The sequence below is a fragment of the Micromonospora sp. DT43 genome (assembly GCF_049841645.1).
Lineage (GTDB): Bacteria > Actinomycetota > Actinomycetes > Mycobacteriales > Micromonosporaceae > Micromonospora.
On record NZ_JBNCKR010000003.1, the window covers coordinates 395,277 to 414,278 of the forward strand.

Genomic DNA, 19,002 nt, shown 5'->3' on the forward strand with positions numbered 1-19,002 from the left:
CCGGAGACCGAAGGCGGCCCGGCACCGCACGGATGGCTCGGGGTTCGCCGGATGGTCGCTGGCCTGCGGGAGCGTGCACGCGAGGGGTTGCGCTCCCGCACCTGGCGGCTACGCCTGTACGGCCTGCTCGCGGTGCAGGCCGGCATCGCGGCCGCGATCGCCTGGTTCGTGGCGTACCAGTTCCTCCACAACCCGTCCCCGGTTCTCGCGCCCACCACCGCGGTCGGCATCGTGGCCGCCTCGATGGGGTCACGCCTGCGGCGCACCGTCGAGCTGCTGGTCGGGGTGATCCTCGGGCTGGCCGTCGGCGACGCGCTCATGCCGTTCTTCGGTATCGGGGCCTGGCAGACCGGCGTGGTCGTCGTGCTGTCGATCGTCCTCGCCATCCTGTTCAAGGGCGGTGGTTCGCTGCTGACCCAGGCCGGTGGCACCGCGGTCCTCATCGCCACCCTGGAGCCACCCGTACGCGAGCTGTCCGTCCCCCGCTTCGTCGACGCGGCGGTCGGCGGACTGGTCGGGCTGGCTGTCGGTCTGCTCCTGGTGCCCATCCACCCGCAGCGGACGCTGCTGCGGCTGGCCGAGCCCGTCGTCGGCCCGGCAGCCGCCACCATCCACGAACTGGCCGCGGCGCTGCGGAGCCGCGATCTCAGCGACGCCGAGCGGAGCCTGCGCCGGTTGCGGGAACTCGGCCCCCGGCTGACCGCCCTCAACGACGGGCTCAGCGCCGCCCAGGAGGTGGTGCGACTGGCGCCCCTGCGCTGGCGGGAGCGCGACTCCCTGGCCTTCCACACCGCGTCGATTCAGCATCTGGAACGTAGCCTGCACAGCTGCCGCTCCCTGTCCCGACGGCTCACGACGGCACTCAAGGACGAGGAACCCATCCCCGAGGAGTTTCCCGCGGCCGTCGACCTGCTGGCCTGCGCCCTGCTGACCCTGCGCTGGACGATCCAGGCCGGTGCGGAGCCGCGGGAGGCCCGCGAGCAGATCCTGGTGGGCGTCGAGATGATCGGACGGGCGCAGGGGGAAGCCGTGCCGGACCCCACCCGCCCGCGCACCCACCGCCTGGGCTACTCCGGGTTGATCGCCGTGGGCGAGTTTCGCACGGCCGCCCACGACCTGCTCATGGCCGGTGGACTGGACGCCGAGAGGGCGGCCGTGCTGGTGCGGAGGGCCGTGGACGGGCACCGGCAGGACTGAGGGGAAAACCCGGCACGGCCAGGTCAGGTCGCCGTCCGCGCGGACAGCACGTCGAGGTAGTGCGGGTTGTTCATGACACCCAGCACGTTGCCGAAGGGGTCGACCACCGCCGCCGTGATGAACCCCTCGTCCCCGTGCGGCGTGATCGGCTGGTACTCCGTGGCACCCAGGGCCAGGAGTCGCGCCACGGTGGCGTCGAGGTCGTCGACGTGCCAGTGCATGACTGTGCCACCCGGCCCGGTCGCCGCGCCGGGGGGCGCGTATCGGCGGTCGATGATGCCCAGCTCCGCCTGGTAGTCGCCGAGGCGGAACTCCGTGTAGGCCGGGCTTCCGTCGGGGCCGGGCCGCGAGAAGTACGCGTCCTGGCCCAGGAACTGGGCATACCACTCGGTGGCCGCCGCCACGTCGTCGGCCCAGATGTTCAGCGTGGCGAATCCGCGCAGGCTCATCAGGTCTCCTCTCGTCGATGCCGTCCGGTGTCACGCTATCGGCGGGCACCGACACGTTCGTCCCACACGGCGGCGGCGACCCGTGTAGCGCGCTGTTTCCCGGGTAGTCGCCGCCGTCAGCCCGACGAGCGGCGGGAGCCAGGGTGGAGACGTACCCCGCAGTGGAGGAGCACGGCCTGATCGGCGACCTGCAGACCGCCGCGCTGATCAGCAAGGACGGCACGATCGACTGGTTCTGTGCGCCCCGCTTCGACTCGCCGAGCGTTTTCGGCGCCCTGCTCGACCGCCGCAGGGGCGGCCACTTCCAGCTCTCGCCCGACGGCATCGACTACACGAGCAAACAGCTCTACCTGCCCGGTACGCCAATCCTGATCACCCGCTTCCACAGCGCCGACGGCGTGGGGGAGCTGGTGGACTTCATGCCCGTCACGGGCGAGCGGGCCACCGACCAGCACCGGTTGATCCGGCTGGTCCGGATGGTCCGGGGGAGCATGCGTTTCCGCTTCGACTGCCGGCCACGGTTCAACTACGGGCGGGATCCGTACGAGCTCGAGGTCCATCCGGAGGGCGACGTCTTCCGCAGCTCGACCCTCTCCCTCACCCTGACCCCCTTCAAGGACGCGAAACGGTTGGTCGACACCGGGGCGATCCACCGGGACGCCGAGGGCGTCTGCGTCCGCTACGAGCTCCACGCCGGCGACATCGGCGGGGTCGTCCTGGAGACGGCCTGCCCGCACGCTCCCCGGGCGCTCAGCATCGAGCAGGCCTGTGAACTGCTCGCCGAGACCCGCGACCACTGGCGTCGGTGGATCGGCCGCTCCACCTACACCGGCCGCTGGCGGGAGATGGTCGAACGGTCGGCGATGACGCTCAAGCTCATGACGTACGCCCCGACGGGGGCTCTGGTCGCCGCGCCGACGGCAGGGTTGCCGGAGCAGATCGGAGGGCCGCGGAACTGGGACTACCGCTACACCTGGATCCGGGACGCCTCGTTCTCGGTGCACGCGCTGCTCCGCCTCGGCTTCACCGACGAGGCGGAGAAGTACCTTCTCTGGCTCGACGCGCGCATCCGGGACGCCCGCGACGGCGACGTTCCCCTCCAGGTGATGTACCGGATCGACGGCTCACCCGACCTCCCGGAGGAGGTGCTGGGCAACCTGGAGGGGTACCGGAGGTCGGCGCCGGTGCGAATCGGCAACGGCGCGGCCGGCCAACTGCAACTCGACATCTACGGCGAGGCGCTCCTGGCTCTGGATCTCGCCAGCCGAAACGGGCTCTTCGTCTCGTACGAGGCGTGGCGGAAGACGGCGGGGCTGATGGACTGGCTCTGCGACCACTGGGACCAGCCCGAGGACGGCATCTGGGAAACCCGGTCCGGCAGGCAGGACTTCACCTACGGGCGGTTGATGGCCTGGGTGGCGTTGGACCGTGCCATCCGTCTCGCGAAGCGCCACGGACGCCCCGGCGACACGGCCCGCTGGACCATCGAGCGCAACGCCGTCTACGAGCAGGTCATGACACGTGGATTCCACCCCGGACGTGGCGCGTTCGTGCAGCACTACGGCAGCGACATCCTGGACGCCTCGCTGCTCGCGATGCCTGGGCTCGGCTTCATCTCGCCGACCGATCCGATGTGGCAGTCGACGTTGCGCGCGATGGACGGCGACCTGGTCTCCGACAGCCTCGTCTACCGCTACGACCCGAAGGCCTCGCCGGACGGGCTCGCCGGCTCCGAGGGCACCTTCAGCATGTGCACCTTCTGGTACGTCCAGGCCCTCGCCCAGTCCGGCCGGCTCGACGACGCCCGGCTGACCTTCGAGAAGATGCTCACGTACAGCACGCCGCTGGGGCTGTACTCGGAGGAGATCTCTCCCAACGGTGAGCAGATCGGCAACTTCCCGCAGGCTTTCAGCCACCTCTCGCTGATCAGCACGGCCGATCACCTCAACGACCTCCTCGACCGCGAGCGGTGACCGGGGGCGTACCTGCTCAGAAGAGGGTGAGGGGTTCGACAGGTATCGGTTCGGGCAGTGCGTCGAGGCCGGGCACGCGCGCGCGTACCTCGTCGTGGAAGCGGCGGGCGAGCCTCGGCGCGTCGGCGTTGTCCGGCGTGTGGACGAACACGGTGGGGGAGCGCCCCTCGCGCAACCAGTCGGCGGCGACCTCCACCCAGCGCTGCCAGCCCTCTACCGTCCGGTCGCTGTCGTCGCGGCCCAGGTAGCGGACGATCGGACGGTCGGTGAGCGCGACCGACCGCAGCGGCACCCGTGGTTTCTTGGTCCAGGCGTCGCGCTCCGCGTCGCTGGTCGGCGGAGTGGCGAAGAACGCCGTGGTGTCGAAGGGAATCCACTCGGCCGAGGCCGCGGTGAGGGTCTCCTCGAGCAGCCGCACCGCGCGGGGCTCGGTGAAGAACGCGGGATGGCGAACCTCCACGGCGTACCGGTGGGAGCGCGGGAGTCGGCCGAGGAACCGGCCGAGGGTGGGCACGTCGGCGGGCGAGAACGACCCCGGGAGCTGGATCCACAGAGCGTGGGCGCGTGGACCGAGAGGCTCGATCGCGTCGAGGAAGGCGCGCAGCGGGTCGTCGGCGTCGGCGAGCCGGCGTTCGTGCGTGACGACCTTGGGAAGTTTGAGGACGAACCGGAAGCCCGGGTCGGTCTGCGCCGCCCAGGACGCGACGGTGTCCCGGGCCGGCGTCGCGTAGAACGTCGTGTTCCCCTCGACGGCGTCGCACCAGCTCGCGTAGTGCCGTAGGCGTTCCTGCGGCGTACGTGGCTGCGGCCACGACCGGTGGGTCCACATCGCGCACCCGACGTGCAACCGCATGACCGCCCCTCCTCCGCTGACAACCGCGCCCACGCTATACGCGTGGTCGAAGGCACCGTGGGATCCTTCAGCTCGAGCAGCCGTCAACTCGGGGTTGACGAGGGAGAATCGTCAACTTATGGTTGACGCATGACCGAGCCTTTCCAGATGAAGAACCACGTCAAGCTCGACGACCTGATCCAGGCGATCAAGAAGGCGCACGCGGACGCGCTCGACCAGCTGACCGACGCGGTGATCGCGGCCGACCACCTCGGTGAGGTCGCCGACCACCTGATCGGGCACTTCGTCGATCAGGCCCGGCGCTCGGGCGCCTCGTGGACCGACATCGGTCGCAGCATGGGGGTCACCAAGCAGGCCGCGCAGAAGCGCTTCGTGGCGAAAAGCTCCACCGAGGCCGCGGCGCTCGACCCCAACGCCGGCTTCGCCCGGTTCACCCCCCGGGCCCGAAACGTGGTGATCGCCTCGCAGGAGGAGGCCCGCGCCGCCCGGAACGCCGAGATCGGCCCGGAGCATCTCGTGCTGGGTCTGCTCGCCGAGCCCGACGGGTTGGCCGCCAAGGCGATGGCCGGCCGGGGAGCGACAGCCGAGGCGGTCCGCGAGGCCGTCGGCGCCGTCCTTCCGCCCGCAGTCGACGCGGTCCCGGACCTCATCCCCTACAACGCGCGTGGCAAGAAGGCGTTGGAGCTGACCTTCCGGGAGGCGCTGCGTCTCGGGCACAACTACGTCGGCACCGAGCACCTCCTGCTCGCCCTGCTGGAGTTGGAGGACGGCGCGGGTGTGCTCACCGACCTCGGCCTGACCAAGGAGGCCGTCGAGGCCGACCTGGCCGTCGCCCTCGCCGCCATCGTCAAGGCGCCCGCCCCCGAGGGCGACACCCAGTAGCTCCACTGCGGACGCCGGTCCGGAGGGTGTCGACCGTCCTCCGGGCCAGGCGACCGTCCATCAGGTAGCGCGTCACATCGTCCAGACAAGTCCTACATGTCCTTGCGGGACGGTATATCGAAGACTCCTCCCCTAGCCTCGGGTAGCCGAACGGTGACGTGTCGGCACATCGATACTTGGCAACGGGGGAGTGGAATGAGACGTGCCACCAGACGGGTGATACGGCGGGCCATCGGGGCCGCCACGGTGCTGATCGTGGCATCGGGAATGCTGGCCGCGCCGGCATACGCCGACCCACCGACCCCCGCGGACCGACAGCGGTGTGTCGACCTTCTGCTGACCGGCGGTCCTGAGGTTGCCCGCGCCGCCGAGTTGGCGTTGACCGGCTCGGACGCGGATCTGCGGGCCTTCCTGGACACCGGCTTGGCCGCAGCTCAGCAGCACGACGACCGGGTCCAGGTGGCGGAATACCAGGCGGCGGGCGGCAGCACCCTCCGCAGCGCCGCGGAGGCCGCCCTGGCCGGCTCACCCGCTGATGTCCGGGCCTTCCTCGACGGTGGCTACGAGGAACCGATGGACATCGACCTGCGGATCAAGCTGGGCCAGGTCATCTCCGTCGGCGGACCACAGGTCAAGGCCGCCGGGCAGGCCGCGTTGGGTGGCGGTCCGCAGGATGTCCTGAATTTCTTCTACCTCCGGCTCAACGAGGCCCGGGAGCTCGACGACAGGCTTCGGATCGCCCAGATCATCTACGCCGGCGGCCCGGCGGTCAAAGAGGCCGGCCAGCAAGCCCTCGACGGGGGCACCGACCAGGACCTGCGGGAGTTCCTGATCTCCGGGCAGAACGTGGCGCGAGCGCGTGACCAGGAGATCAGCACGCTGTCCCTGTTGGTGAGCCGGGCCAAGGAGGCGGGTGAGCTGGCCGCGGAGGAGACCGAGGCGGCCAAGCTCGCCTCGGCCCAGGCGGTGGAAGCGTCCCGGCTCGCCAAGGAGGCGGCCGAGCGCGCGAAGGCCGAGACCCAGGCCGCGCAGAATTCCGCCGACCGGGCCTCTCGGGCTGCGGCGCGGGCAGCCGACGCGGCGGCACGCGCGGCGGACGCGGCACGGACCGCGGTCAGCGCCGCGAGGGCAGCGAACAACGCCGCCCGACTGGCCTCGAACGCGGCAGCGCGGGCCGCCTCGGCCGCGACGCTCGCCGGCCAGGCGGCGTCCAAGGCGTTCGGCGCGGCCGCCTCGGCGGCGACCGACGCGACGAAGGCGGATGCGGCACGTCAGGCCGCCACAACGGCACGGAAGGTGGCGACGGACGCGCGTAAGGCAGCCGACGCCTCGAAGGCGGCGGGTGACGCCGCGCTCGCGGCCAGCGGGGCAGCCGTGAGCGCCGCGAACGCCGGTGCGAACGCGGCCGCCGCCGCGGCTGCGGCCGCCGAGGCGGGCGGCCAGTCCAACGTGGCGGCGGCGGAGGCGGCGCGAGCCCGGGCGGCAGCCGCGGCCGCGCAGCGCAACGCGGCTGCGGCGACCCGCGCGGCCAACGAGGCCGAACGGTTCGCCCGGCAGTCGGCGCAGGCAGCCAATCAGGCATATCAGGCGGCGATGGACGCGGCGGCACACGCGACGGCCGCCGCTGCGGCCGCCGATGACGCGGCAGCACACGCCGGCGACGCCGCGACCGCTGCGGCAAAGTCGACCCAGCACGCGGCGGGAGCCCTGGCCGCCGCCAACACCGCCACGGCAGCGGCGAACCAGGCCGCAGCGGTGGAGGAGGCCGCGCGAGTCGCCGACGTGGAGCGGCTGGCGGCCCAGACCGAGCTCGGCGTACAGGACGCGACGGAGGCCCGGCTCGCCGAGCAGGCGGAGCTGTCCAAGGCAGCGGAGGACGCCGCCGAGGAAGCCCGGCTGGACGCGCAGACGCGGCAGTGGTTGGCCGAGGCCAGCGCGCCGGGCGCACCCTCGGCGACGGTCCTGTCCAGCGGCCGACTCGCGGCCGCGCGACTCGCCCGCACCGGCGGTGAGTGGACCCAGAAGGCGGCCGCGGAGGCCCTCGCGGGTTCCGAGGCAGACCTGCGGTCCTTCCTCGGCAACGGCCGAGCCCTGGCGGCGGACCAGGACGACCGTGCCCGGGTGCGGCACATCGGCGCCCTGGGCAAGCCCGCCCTTCGCGACGCGGCAAACGCGGCGCTCGCCGGTGACCACGACGACGTCGAGCAGTTCCTGCTGACCCGGGAGTACGTGGGCAAGGAGCAGGACGACCGCATCCAGATCGGTCAGCTGATCACCGCGGGCGGACCGACAATGAAGACGGCGGCGCAGGCGGCGCTCAACGGGACCGACGCCGACCGGCACACGTTCCTGATGACGGGGCAGTACGCGGCGGCCGAGGTCGACGACCGGATCAAGGTCGGCCAGATCATGTCCGCCGGTGGCCCCGAGGTGAAGTCCGCAGCCCGGGTGGCCCTGGAAGGGTCACGGGCGTACCTGAAGGATTTCCTGACCGACGGTCAGTTCCGGGCACAGCGACGTGATCTGGAGGCGGCCACCCACGTGGCGCGGGTGCGGGGGTTGGTCGCCGAGGCGGCCGGCTACGCCGCCAATGCGCGCAGGGACGCCGCCGAGGCCGCGCGGGTCGCGGCGGTGGCGCGTGCGGCGGCCGCGGATGCGGCCCGCTACGCCCAGGAGGCCCAGCAGGCGGCCAGCCAGGCCGCCGGCTACGCCACGCAGGCGCAGCAGTCGGCCCAGTCGGCGGCGGCATCGGCGATCCAGGCGGCACAGTCCGCCCAGATCGCGAAGGCCGCGGCCGCCTCCGCGAGGCAGAGCGCGGAGAATGCGGCCGCGTCGGCGGCCACCGCCACGGACGCGGCAGCACGGGCCAGTTCCTACGCCAGTGCGGCCTACGACGCCGCGGACCGGGCCCGCGCCTCGGCGCTCGCCGCCGGAAAGAGCGCCGACCAGGCCGCCGCCGAGGCGTCGGCGGCGTTGGCCGCGGCGGTCACCCTGCAGCGACAGGAGGCGGCGCAGACCCCCGCCGGCCCGCCCGACGGGCCGCCGTTGGACCAGCCCGACGGCACGTCTCCGATACGACTGACGAACGATCTGTTGGGCAACAACGCACTCGCCGGGGCCGCGCTGAAACTGTGGGGCGGCGACTGCTTCACCGGTGCCAAGCAGATCATCTGCACCGGTGTGGACACGCCGAACGACCGTCCCATGACGGTCGGCGACTACCTGCTCTATCCGGGTTCCCGCGATGACCTCACACGCCGGCTGGAGAAGGACGCCGAGGATCGGGCCAAATTGCGGGCACAGGGTGTGGACGCCAGCACCTACGGGCCCAACCTTCTCGAACATGAGGCCCGGCATTCGGATCAGTGGCAGTACCTTCCGCCCGCCGGGTTCCTTTCCCTGTATTTTCTCGGCACCGGCGCGTCGTACCTTGTGACAGGCACCGACGGGAAGGGCAACCCCTGGGAGATCGGGGCCAACCCGTACATGGGCAGGTACTGGGGATACGGTGTTCCCGTGCCCACGGTCGTGGATCCGTTGCTCAGATGCCTCCTGTCGTACTGCTGGTGATGGAGAGTCGATGACGCGACCACGTACCAGGGCGGTGAGCATCCTCGTGGTGCTTGCCGCCCTGGCGGGCTTGTCCGCCTGTAGCCCGGCGGACAAGCCGGTGCTGGCGGTGCGGGCCGTCGACGGGCAGCCGGTGCTGCTCCTGGCCGAGTGTGCCGTCTTCACGGCGGACCGGATCAGCGTCTACACCATCGACGTCACGCCAGCCGCGAGCTGGACCGTCGACCGTGACGGCGGCGCCGCAGTGGCGGGCGTCACCGTCTTCGAGCTGCCGTCTGGTTGGACGATTGACGAGCAGACGCTCGTTGCCTTCGACTCCGCTACCGAATACTCGGCCGCTGCCTACGGTACGGAGCGCAATGCCGTTCCCGTTCACTTCACGCTGGGCGAGCTGACCGGGCTCGCGCCGGGCGAGGTCCTGGTGGGGGAGGCGGCCGGCAAGCGGAAGGCGGTCACCGAGGCCGCCTTCCGCAAGCGTGCCAAGAAGGTCTGCTGACCTGGTGGCTCAGGAGACGTCGGGGAAGCCGTAGCGCAGGGCGTGCTCCGGATCGGCCGGGTCGATCTGGCGCACGCCCGCGTCGGCGAGGCGCTTGTTGACCTCGTCGAGCTGCTCGCGGACGAGTCGGGCCTCCTCCTCGGTGACCCGGCCCCGGTGCGGCTTGCCGGCGTGCTCGAGCGTGCCGTAGTCGATCTTCTCGGCGCTCTTGCGGGCCTTGGGCGGGCGGACCCGCTCGGCGGTCCTCAGCAGTTGCGCCATCGGAACGTCGGTGGCCATCGCGTCGAACTCGCTTGCGGTGAGGACCACCCGACGGGGCTCACCGCCGCCGTGCCGGTCGTGGATCTCCACCACCGCCACGTCCAGCGCGGCGTCGTCGATGCTCTCCACCTCGCCCGGGGTGGCGTCGAGCTGCACGGGCCCGGCGACCAGGTCCGGGTGCTCCAGGACGACGACACGAACCACCTCGTCGTCCTGCTGCAGAACGGTGCCGGTGAAGTCGGAGACGTGGATCGTCTTCTTGCCCATGCGCGGAGCTTCTCCTGTCGTTGGCCGGGATGCCGGACCACAAGAAATTACCCGACAGGTGTGCGAATGCCGCCGCTGGTCCTCCTGCGGTGTGTCGTCCCCGGGTCGACGTCAGAGACTTCCCTTCGGCGCCACCCACTCGGTGGGTTGGCCGGTGACGGCGCTGATCCGGTCGTAGTCGGCGTCGTAGTGCAACACGGTCGCGCCGTGCTCCTCAGCGGTCGCGGCGATGATCAGATCGGGCAGCCGGAAGTTCCGGTGCTGGCTGTCGGCGGCCAGTATGCGATGTACCGCCAGGGCGCGGTCCATCGCTGCTGCCGTCACGTCAAGCCATCGATGCCCACGCAACGCCTGCCAGAGGATCTCGTACCCCTTGGGGTGGGGTGCGTTGTTGAGAAACTCCAGGCTGGTCATCTGGCAGGCAGCCAGTCGTCCCTCGGTCAGCAGCGACTCGAAGCGCCGCCGGACCGTCGCGTGGCGGCCCTGCAGCACGTAGACCGACGTGTCCGCGAGGTAGATCTGGCCGGCCATCACGCGGCCTCGGCGTCGCGCGCCTGCTCGGTGAGCCGTTCCAGATCACGTCCGCCGCCGTAGCGCCAAGCATCGGCAGACCCGGTGAAGTCCATCTCCACCTGGTCGAATGCGGCAACGATCTCGCGGGCCTGCCGCCGTACGGCGAAGGCGTGCAGTGCGGCATTAATGGTCGCCACTTTGGAGTCGGTGCCGAGCACCTCCCGCGCGGCATCCAGCCAGTCGTCGTTCACGTCCACGGTGATGCGGGTCATGACGTGAACCATACACCAAATTGGGTGCATTGAAGGCACCACTTTTAACGGCAGGTTGGTGCGTCAGTGGGTGTTGAGACCGTGCCGGCTGGAGCTTCCAGCCGGCAGCTTGTTGAGCTTCGCCCAGGAGAGCCTGCCTGTCGCGCGGGTCGCCCGGTGACGCGGTTGGGCCGGAAGGGGGCCGGCGGCCTCCGCTGCACGCCAGAGGCGCGTGGGGTCCTGGTGGAAGCGGGTGCTCGGCTGAATGGGCATGACCAATACCGTCCCAGATAAAGGTGTCCAGATATGGAAATACCTATGACGGTCGATATCGCTACCCGGTTCCCGGATCTTGGGCAGCACGCCGGCACTTCGGCGGGGCGTTCCTGATCCCGTACCACCCGGCCTCGGTGGGAAGGCCCGCCCGCGCGGGCCTCCCGGCGTACGGTGATCCACGACGTGTGGGTGACGGAGGTGCGCATGCTCGATCGGCGGCTGCAGCTGCACCTGGCCTCCTGGCTCGGCCAGTGGCCGGCCGGCCCGGGGCTGCACGTGGTCGCCTCGCAGCGCCGGGCCAGGCCAGCCTGGGACGGTCGGCTGCGTCCGGCCCTCGCCGTCGACACCGGTCGGAGCGCGGTGCTCTCCGTCGCGCCGGACCGGGTGGCGGCGATCCGGGCGTTGGTCGGGCGAGCGCCGGACCGGCTGCTCGCGGCACTGCCGCAGGCCGTCGGCCTGCCTACCTTCTCCGTGCACGACGGCTCGTTCCGCTGGAGCAGTTCTCCCGCGCCACTGCCCGACGTGGGGGAGTGGACCGAGTCGACAGCCCCCGGCCTGCCGCCCTGGCTGCGGCTGTTCGACCGACAGGTGCTCGTGGTCCGGGATGCGGACGGCACCTATCTGGCCGGAGCCGGAATCAAACGCCACGACGCGTACGGCCACGAACTGGCCGTTGGCACCGCCCCGGCGGCCCGGGGCCGGGGCCTCGCGCGTCGGCTGGTGGCGCAGGCGGCACGGCGGGTCCTGGACGAGGGCGCGGTGCCGACGTACCTGCACGAGAAGGACAACGACGCCTCGGCCCGGGTCGCGGAGGCGGCGGGCTTCCCGGACCGGGGTTGGCGGGCGTACGGGGTCTATCCGCGGTGAGGCGGGCAGCCGTCGGGCGCGGGTCCAGTGCGCGGACCGTGGATCCCGGGCCGGATCCACGGTCCGCAACCTGCCCCCAGGTCCCGGTTCTCGGGCGATGGGCCGCGTCGCTGACGGGCCGCTTCGATGGCGATCACGCTACGTATCGAATCTGCTCGGTGCAAGATGCGAGCTGTCGGGTCGGAGTGTCGAATAACGGACTTGACCTGCGACGAAGCGGAGCGGCGACGTTGCTGCGGTCAGTGACGCAGCGTACGGATGAGGTCGAACACCTGCCGGGTCACCGGGCGGAGCACCCGCAGCCGCGACAACGCGACCAGCCGGTCGATCAACGGCACCACGCCGTCGATCAACTGTCGGGTCTTGACCTGATCGGTCGACCGGTCGTGCACCCAGTAGAGGACGACGCCCATGTACGCGAGCCAGAGCAGCTCGGGCAGCTGAGGTCGCAGCTCCGCGTCGACCTTGGCGGTCGAGCCGGTCAGCACCTCGGCGAACAGGTCGATCGCCGCCTGCCGGGGGGCGGACGACTCGGCGGAGAAGGGGCTGAGCGGGGAGGTCGGTTCGGCCGCGGTCTTGAAGAAGGTCGCCGCGAAGTCGTGCGACGGGGTCAGCACGTCGATGCCGGCGTGCAGCACCCCGGCCAGCCGCGCGCCGAACGCCTCCTCCCGGTCGAGCACCGGTTGGGCCGCCGCTCGGATCTCGACCTGGGACTGGGCGTAGAACTCCTGGATGAGGTGGTCCTTCGAGCCGAAGTAGTAGTAGGCGTTGCCCACCGCCACGCCGGCTTCCTGCGCGATCGCCCGCATCGTGGTCTGGGCGTAGCCGCGCTCGCGGAACAGCCGCAGCGCGGTGTCCCGGATCAGCTGCCGGGTCTGCTCGCCACGGGCGGTCGCGGGCTCACCCGCAGTGGTCGTCGGCGCAGGTTGTTCGGTCATCGAGGTCACGGTATCCCGCCGGTTCGTCGATCGGCTCGGCCCACGGATCGCGAACCCGTTCCCGGATCGCCGAGGCGGCCGCCACCACCTGCCGGGCCAGCGGCAGCAGATGCGGTCGGGACAACCGCTCGGCCGCCGACCGGTGGTCGGCCAACGCCCAGAGGCAGGCGAACCAGGCGCCGTCGCCCGCGTACACCTCGCCGGTGTCGGCCACGACGGTCAGGTCACGCAGCGTCGCGTCGTGGTCCAGGCCGGGGAAGCGCCGCCGGGCCTCGATCGAACCCGCCGGCACGAACTCCAGGGGTACGAGTTGGGCGCGGGACGAGAGCCACCGGCGGGCGGCCCGGCAGAGCGGGCAGTTCGCGTCGAACAGGACTGTGAACCCCCGGACCCCACCGCCCCCGAACGCGGTGGGATCCGAGGGCTCGGTGGGCCCGCCAGTCGGTGCGCCGGTCATCGGGTCGCGGGGTCGGGTCCCGGCCCGTCGGCGCCGGGCTGTGCCGCGCGGGGCTGTGCGGTGCCCGGCTGTGGGCCCACCGACTGGGGCCTGGTCGGGTAGGGCCCGACCGGCTGTGCTCCGACCGGCTGTGCTCCGACCGGGTAGGGCCCGCTCGGGTATCCGCCGTGCGGTGCGGCTGGCATGGGGAGTCGGCCGATCGGAGCGATCGGGGGGTGGGGAGCGAGCTGGCGAAGTCGGTTTCGGCGGTAGCGGCCCAGTGCGAAGACGTTGAAGAAGTGCAGCGCGCCGAGCACGAGGAGCACGAGGCCGATCTTCAGGGAGAGCTCCTCCATGGCCTGGCTGGTGGAGCGCACCGGGTCGGGATGCTTCATGGCCACCGTGACGTAACCGAGGTTGAGCAGGTAGAAGCCGACCACCAGGAGACTGTTGACCGCTCGGGCGAGTCGGTCGTCGGCGAACACCTCCTCCAGGAAGACCTGCCCGTTGCGGGACAGGGCCCGGGCCACCCAGATGGTCAGGCCGACGCTGACCGCGAGGTAGATCACGTACATCCAGACCTTGATGTCCATGCGGACGCCTTTCTTGAACGTGTTCAACTACCGACGACGTCAGCCTAGAGCGCCTGTTGAACATGTTCAATAAGGAACGACAGGTGACTGTGGACACTCTGGAGTCGAGCCGGACGGCGCCGGGACTCAGTGGGCCAGGCCGAGCGCCTCAGCCGCCGCGCGGCCGTTGGCGTGGCTCGCGCCGTAGGTGGTGACGAAGGCACGTACGCCCGCCGGGCGCCACTGTGCCGGCCAGCCCATCTCCACCACTGTCACCGGGTGCTGGGCCGCCAGGTCGGCGATCAGTTCCGGGCCGCCGGGCAGCCGGTGCAGATGCCGCCCGACAAGCACGATCTGCCGGTCGCCGGCCAACTCACGCAGCATGGCCGGATCGGCCTCGGTGGCGATCACCCGGATCTCCCGCACGCCGTCGAGGTGCGGGCCGAGGCCCCACGGCACCCGTCCCTCGGCGATTGTCGACTCGGTGTGCAACTGCACCACGAGCGGCTGGTCCAGGCCGGTGAGCGAACCCTCCACTCGGACCGCGCGGCGCGCCGCGGCGTACCCCAGCTCGGGGTCATCGGTGGTCGGTGGCCCGCCGGCGGCCCCGGTCCAGGCGGCGAGCGCGGCGGCGCGTCCGGCCGCCTCCTCGACCCGCGCGATGGGCAGCCGACCGTCGGTCATCGCCTCGACGATCTCGGCGGCCACCCGCTCGACAAGCGCCGCGTCGACCTGCGCGCCGATGCAGAGCAGGTCCGCGCCGGCCGAGAGGGCCCGGACCGCGGCCGGCCCGACACCTCCGGCGGCCACCGCGGCACCCTTCATCTCCAGCGCGTCGGTGATCACCGTGCCGGCAAAGCCGTACTCGGTGCGCAGCAGGTCGACCAGGACGGCCCGGCTGAAGGTGGCCGGATCGGCGCCGGTCAGCGCCGGCACCCGGATGTGCGCGGTCATCACGGCCCGCGCCCCGGCGGCGACGACCGCGGCGAACGGTGGCAGGTCCCGGCGGCGCAGCAGCTCCAGCGGGACGTCCACAGTGGGTAGCTCGTGGTGGGAGTCGGTGACGGTGGCGCCGTGGCCGGGGAAGTGCTTGGCGCAGGCCGCGACGCCGGCGGCCTGGAGGCCGCTCACGGCGGCGGCCGAGTGGGCGGCGACCCGGACCGGGTCGGCGCCGAACGAGCGGGTGCCGATCACGGGGTTGTCGTCGGCGGTGTTCACGTCGACCGTGGGGGCGAGGTTGACGGTGATGCCGAGCGCGGCCAGCTCGGCGCCGATCGACAGGTAGACCCGGCGGGTGAGCGCCACGTCGTCGACCGCGCCGAGGGCCGCGTTGCCGGGGTACGGGCTGCCGGTGGCGTGTGCCAACCGGGTCACGTCGCCGCCCTCCTCGTCGATGGCGATCAACACGTCCGTCCGGCCGGCCCGCAGCGCGGCGGTGCTCGCCGCCACCTGGGCGGGGTCGTGCACGTTCGTGCCGAACAGGGTGTGCCCGGCCAGCCCGTCGGCCACCAGGTCGACCGCCCAGTCCGGTGGGACCGGTCCCGGGTACGCGGCGAGCAACGTGCCCAGCGCGAGCCGGCGCAGTCCTGGATCGAGCCCCACGTGATCTCCCCTTCGGTCCTCCCGGGCACGAACGTCGTACCCGTGGTGGTCATCGCCCTGCCGGGTCGGCCGAGCACTCTGCCTCCGGGTGGCCGTTACGCTACGGCTACCCGTTCGCAGGTAGGTTTACAGTTAGCAAAGTTTACTAAAACTAGAGGACGTGGCATGAGTGCGACCCGGCTGCCCGGCACCCCCCGCCTGTTGCGGGCGCTCAACGACCGTGCGGCACTGGAACTGCTCCTCGAGCGCGGGCCGCTCACCCGGGCCCGGCTCGGTGAGCTGACCGGGCTGTCCAAGGTCACCGCCTCGCAACTGGTCGAGCGGCTGGAGGAGCGCGGCCTGGTCAGCCGGGTCGGCGAGCAGGCCGGCGGGCGAGGGCCGAACGCCCAGCTCTACGCGGTGCGTCCGAGCAGCGCCCACGTCGTCGGAGTCGATGTCGGACCGGATCGGGTGGTGGCCGCCTGCGCCGACATCACCGGTGCCGTGATCGGTCGTGTGGAGCAGTCGACGCGGGACACCGACGACCCGGTGGGCGTGGTGCACAACGCCGTGGTCCAGGCCGCCAGCAGCGCCCAGGCGCAGCTCAGCAGCGTCCGGCGGATCGTGCTCGGCACGCCGGGCCTGGTCGATCCGCACACCGGCGACATCACCTTCGCCTTCAACCTGCCGCGCTGGCACAGCGGTCTGCTCGCCGCGCTGCGCGACGACCTGCACACGCCTGTGGTCTTCGAGAACGACGTCAACCTGGCCGCGGTGGCCGAGGCGCAGTCCGGCGCCGCGCAGGGAGTGGCCGACTTCGTCCTGGTCTGGGTGGGCGCCGGCGTCGGCCTGGCGATCATGCTGGGTGGTCGACTGCACCACGGCAGCAGCGGCGCGGCAGGCGAGATCGGCTACCTGCCGGTGCCCGGAGCGCCCATCCCGCGCGACGTCTCGCGTCGCGCCAAGCCGGCCTTCCAGCAGGTGATCGGCGGAGACTCGGTACGCGCGGTCGCCCGCGAGCACGGCTACCCGGACACCGACGCCGCCGAGGCCGTCCGCGCGGCCGTCGCCGGTGGCGCCGCCGGCGGCCCGATGCTCGACGAGTTGGCCCGTCGACTCGCGCTCGGCGTGGCCAGCACCTGTGTGGTGCTCGACCCGCCGTTGGTAGTGCTGGCCGGCGAGGTGGGCCAGGCCGGCGGCGCGGCGCTCGCGGACCGGGTGCAGCGGGAGGTCGCGGCGATCACCCTGGTCCGACCGAGGGTGGTGCCCACCGGCCTCACCGAGGAGCCGATCCTGCGCGGCGCGCTGCGCACCGCGCTGGACGCCGTCCGCGACGAGGTGTTCGGCTCCACCGTCGGCTGAGCCCGCTGGGGCGGTCATGTGAAGGAATATTTCACCGCAGACCAGCAGGCTGCAAGCTCTTGCCGGTGCTCGCCGGGCCGCCGCGATGAGCGGTCGGCACGCGCCGAGGCCGCCGCGCGACGAGCGGCCGGGCCGCCCGGCTCTCGGCGGGCGGCCCGGTCCGGCCCCTCAGATCAGGTCGCGGCGACGGAACACGGCGAACGCCGCCGCGGTCAACCCGCCGGTGATCGCGAGCAGCACCACCAGCGACGGCCCCCAGGTCAGGGTGTAGAAGCCCGAGCAGGGGCCGGCGCCGGGACTGCTCACGCAGAGCTGGTTGTCCCAGAAACGGACCTCGCCGTCGAGCCATGCCGCGATGTGGCTGGAGAGCATCAACCGGTCCGGTCGCCGGGCGTCGACGATCTCCAACACCAGCCGCGCGCCCAGCTCCCACACCACCGCGTACGCGGCCGCCGCGCCGAGCGCCGCCGAGGTGTGCCGGCCCAGCGTCGCGATGGCGAAGCCCAGCGCGGTGGCCAACAGCACCAGCACCAGGCCCCGGCCGTGCACGGCGCCCAGCGACCGCCAGAAGTCGGTACTGAGCCGACCGCCCAGTCCCGCGGTCTGCCCGATCACCCAGAAGGTGGCCAGGTAGACCAGGGAGGCCACCACGGCCACGGCCAACACCATGCCGAGCAGGGTGCCCAGCTTGGTGCCGAGCACCGTCAGCCGACGCGGCCGCCACAGCAGCAGGTTCACCACCCCACCGGAGTTAAGATCCGCCCCGATGTACGAGGCGCCCACCAGGAAACCGAACAGCACCAGGAACGCGATGAGGAAGTACAGCAGCGGGCGGGCCTGCTGCTCGAAGCTGAACACCCCGGACAGGTAGTCGGCCGCGATCGGCAACCGGTCCTGCCGGATCGGATCCAACTCGGAACAGTCGGCCGGGAGGTACTCGTCCGGGTCGCCGGGCGGGATCGTGCCGTCCTTCCGGGCCAGGCACCCCTGGTGGATGGCCTCCATGTTCAGCAACGCCTCGGCGGCCTGCGCCCGCGCCCCGCTGAGCTCGGCGGCGCTCGGCCGGTGCGAGCCGGCCAGGGTGGTGGCCGCGGTGACGGCGAACGCCAGCGCCAGCAGAACGACCATGAGCTGCACGAAGCGGCGCGCGGACAGCCGCTCCAACTCGGCCCGGACCAGGTTCACGCGTCCACTCCCCGTACGTCGAGATCGATCACCGCGGCACCGTCGCCCCCCGGAAGCGCCGAGTCGTCGACCTGGCGGGGCACCGACGGATGCTCGCCGGCACCTGTCAGCTCCAGGAAGACGCTCTCCAGATCGGGCCGGAGCGGCGTCAGCTCGCCCACCCACAGTCCCTGCTCACCCAGCACCCGGCTGATGACCGTCGGATCGGTCACCCCGCTCACCACCAGCGCGGTGCCCTCGACGGCGGCCGTCAGCTCCGCGTCGAGCAGCAGATCGGCCGCACGTTCCGGCTCGGCCACCCGGACCAGGAACTCGTGCCGGTCGTGGCCCGCCAGCACCTCGTCCACCCGGCCCGCCGCGACCCGCCGCCCCCGCGAGATGATCGTGACGTGGTCGCAGATCAGTTGGATCTCGCCGAGGATGTGGCTCGACACCAGCACGGTCACCCCTGCCGCCGCGAGCGACCGCATGAGGTCGCGCATCTCGCGGATGCCCGCCGGGTCGAGACCGTTCGCCGGCTCGTCCAGGATGAGCAGCTGCGGATCCTTCAGCAGCGCGGACGCCACCGCGAGGCGCTGCTTCATGCCCAGCGAGTAACCCTTCACGCGATCGTCGCCCCGGTCGCGCAGGCCCACCAGCTCCAGCGCCTCGTCCACCCGGGAGATCGACACCCCGCCGGCGCGGGCCAGCAGCCGCAGTGTGCGACGCCCGGTGAAGTTGCCGAAGAACTGCGGACTCTCCACGATCGCGCCGACGCGACCGGCCACCCGGGGCAGCAACTCCGGCGACGGCTCGCCGAGCACCGTCATCCGCCCGCCGTCGGCCCGGACCAGCCCGAGCAGGGCGCGCAGCGTGGTGGTCTTGCCGGAGCCGTTGGGCCCGAGGAAGCCGTGGATCTGCCCGGCCTCGACCAGCAGGTCGAACCCGTCGACCGCCACCCTCTTGCCCTGGCGCACGCTGCGGAACGTCTTGCGCAGCCCCTCGATCTCGATGACCGCGCTCATCCGCGCGACTCCGTACGCCGGTCGGGCATCTGTCGTCCTCCGGTTGTGGTGATCAAGGACACGGTGCCT

18 protein-coding genes are annotated in these 19,002 nt (G+C 71.8%); 7 read left to right on the forward strand and 11 right to left on the reverse strand.

Translation table 11 applies throughout. The features are described 5' to 3' along the window. The first annotated feature begins 51 nt into the window (after positions 1-51). A complete protein-coding gene (locus ACLQ26_RS09585; protein ID WP_425744096.1) occupies positions 52-1,197 on the forward strand; it encodes an FUSC family protein in 1,146 nt (381 codons plus the stop codon). A 23-nt stretch (positions 1,198-1,220) separates the two neighbouring features. Here ACLQ26_RS09585 and ACLQ26_RS09590 read toward each other — a convergent pair whose 3' ends face one another. Then, the gene (locus ACLQ26_RS09590; RefSeq protein ID WP_425744097.1) at positions 1,221-1,646 is read right to left on the reverse strand and encodes a VOC family protein; all 426 of its coding nucleotides are present in this window, start codon (positions 1,644-1,646) and stop codon (positions 1,221-1,223) included. Between the two features lie 143 nt (positions 1,647-1,789). On the opposite strand from ACLQ26_RS09590, the gene ACLQ26_RS09595 reads away from it, so the two are divergent. Next, positions 1,790-3,619: a glycoside hydrolase family 15 protein gene (locus tag ACLQ26_RS09595; protein ID WP_425744098.1), complete on the forward strand. Its 1,830-nt coding sequence runs from the start codon at positions 1,790-1,792 to the stop codon at positions 3,617-3,619. Between the two features lie 16 nt (positions 3,620-3,635). On the opposite strand, the gene ACLQ26_RS09600 is transcribed toward ACLQ26_RS09595, so the two are convergent. Beyond that, positions 3,636-4,448, reverse strand: coding sequence for a DUF72 domain-containing protein (locus ACLQ26_RS09600; RefSeq protein WP_425744397.1), 813 nt, complete (start codon positions 4,446-4,448; stop codon positions 3,636-3,638). 153 nt (positions 4,449-4,601) lie between these two features. Here ACLQ26_RS09600 and ACLQ26_RS09605 point away from each other — a divergent pair, with 153 nt between their 5' ends. The 3 genes from ACLQ26_RS09605 (at position 4,602) to ACLQ26_RS09615 (ending at position 9,420) form a co-directional block, all read left to right on the forward strand. Then, complete coding sequence (locus tag ACLQ26_RS09605) at positions 4,602-5,354, forward strand: Clp protease N-terminal domain-containing protein (protein ID WP_425744099.1); 753 nt, start codon at positions 4,602-4,604, stop codon at positions 5,352-5,354. Positions 5,355-5,549: 195 nt separating this feature from the next. Beyond that, entirely contained in the window at positions 5,550-8,924 is a 3,375-nt protein-coding gene (locus ACLQ26_RS09610; protein ID WP_425744100.1) for an ALF repeat-containing protein, read from the forward strand. Between the two features lie 10 nt (positions 8,925-8,934). Beyond that, positions 8,935-9,420: a hypothetical protein gene (locus ACLQ26_RS09615; protein ID WP_425744101.1), complete on the forward strand. Its 486-nt coding sequence runs from the start codon at positions 8,935-8,937 to the stop codon at positions 9,418-9,420. A 9-nt stretch (positions 9,421-9,429) separates the two neighbouring features. Here ACLQ26_RS09615 and ACLQ26_RS09620 read toward each other — a convergent pair whose 3' ends face one another. From ACLQ26_RS09620 to ACLQ26_RS09630, 3 genes are all read right to left on the reverse strand, one after another. Further along, positions 9,430-9,948, reverse strand: coding sequence for a hypothetical protein (locus tag ACLQ26_RS09620; protein ID WP_363679160.1), 519 nt, complete (start codon positions 9,946-9,948; stop codon positions 9,430-9,432). Positions 9,949-10,059: 111 nt separating this feature from the next. Beyond that, entirely contained in the window at positions 10,060-10,479 is a 420-nt protein-coding gene (locus ACLQ26_RS09625; RefSeq protein ID WP_425744102.1) for a PIN domain nuclease, read from the reverse strand. Continuing rightward, positions 10,479-10,733: a type II toxin-antitoxin system VapB family antitoxin gene (locus ACLQ26_RS09630; protein WP_425744103.1), complete on the reverse strand. Its 255-nt coding sequence runs from the start codon at positions 10,731-10,733 to the stop codon at positions 10,479-10,481. The genes ACLQ26_RS09625 and ACLQ26_RS09630 overlap by 1 nt, the downstream gene beginning before the upstream one ends. Positions 10,734-11,192: 459 nt before the next feature. On the opposite strand from ACLQ26_RS09630, the gene ACLQ26_RS09635 reads away from it, so the two are divergent. Next, complete coding sequence (locus ACLQ26_RS09635; protein ID WP_425744104.1) at positions 11,193-11,855, forward strand: GNAT family N-acetyltransferase; 663 nt, start codon at positions 11,193-11,195, stop codon at positions 11,853-11,855. Positions 11,856-12,094: 239 nt separating this feature from the next. Here ACLQ26_RS09635 and ACLQ26_RS09640 read toward each other — a convergent pair whose 3' ends face one another. The 4 genes from ACLQ26_RS09640 to ACLQ26_RS09655 all read right to left on the reverse strand — a co-directional run bounded on the left by ACLQ26_RS09640 (position 12,095) and on the right by ACLQ26_RS09655 (position 15,403). Continuing rightward, the gene (locus tag ACLQ26_RS09640) at positions 12,095-12,793 is read right to left on the reverse strand and encodes a TetR family transcriptional regulator (protein WP_425744105.1); all 699 of its coding nucleotides are present in this window, start codon (positions 12,791-12,793) and stop codon (positions 12,095-12,097) included. Then, positions 12,756-13,250 (reverse strand): thiol-disulfide oxidoreductase DCC family protein, encoded by a 495-nt coding sequence (locus ACLQ26_RS09645; protein WP_425744106.1) that lies wholly within the window; start codon positions 13,248-13,250, stop codon positions 12,756-12,758. Before ACLQ26_RS09645 ends, ACLQ26_RS09640 begins: the two co-directional genes overlap by 38 nt. Next, positions 13,247-13,822 carry a hypothetical protein gene (locus ACLQ26_RS09650; protein WP_425744107.1) on the reverse strand — a complete coding sequence of 192 codons (576 nt, stop codon included), beginning with the start codon at positions 13,820-13,822 and terminating at the stop codon, positions 13,247-13,249. Before ACLQ26_RS09650 ends, ACLQ26_RS09645 begins: the two co-directional genes overlap by 4 nt. Before the next feature lie 126 nt (positions 13,823-13,948). Beyond that, positions 13,949-15,403, reverse strand: coding sequence for a glycoside hydrolase family 3 N-terminal domain-containing protein (locus ACLQ26_RS09655; protein WP_425744108.1), 1,455 nt, complete (start codon positions 15,401-15,403; stop codon positions 13,949-13,951). Positions 15,404-15,568: 165 nt separating this feature from the next. Between ACLQ26_RS09655 and ACLQ26_RS09660 the strand changes: the two genes are divergently transcribed. Then, positions 15,569-16,744, forward strand: a complete 1,176-nt coding sequence (locus tag ACLQ26_RS09660; protein WP_007456242.1) for an ROK family transcriptional regulator — start codon at positions 15,569-15,571, stop codon at positions 16,742-16,744. 168 nt (positions 16,745-16,912) lie between these two features. On the opposite strand, the gene ACLQ26_RS09665 is transcribed toward ACLQ26_RS09660, so the two are convergent. Next, complete coding sequence (locus tag ACLQ26_RS09665; protein ID WP_425744109.1) at positions 16,913-17,929, reverse strand: ABC transporter permease subunit; 1,017 nt, start codon at positions 17,927-17,929, stop codon at positions 16,913-16,915. Next, positions 17,926-18,933, reverse strand: coding sequence for an ABC transporter ATP-binding protein (locus ACLQ26_RS09670; protein ID WP_425744110.1), 1,008 nt, complete (start codon positions 18,931-18,933; stop codon positions 17,926-17,928). Before ACLQ26_RS09670 ends, ACLQ26_RS09665 begins: the two co-directional genes overlap by 4 nt. Between the last annotated feature and the right edge of the window lie 69 nt (positions 18,934-19,002).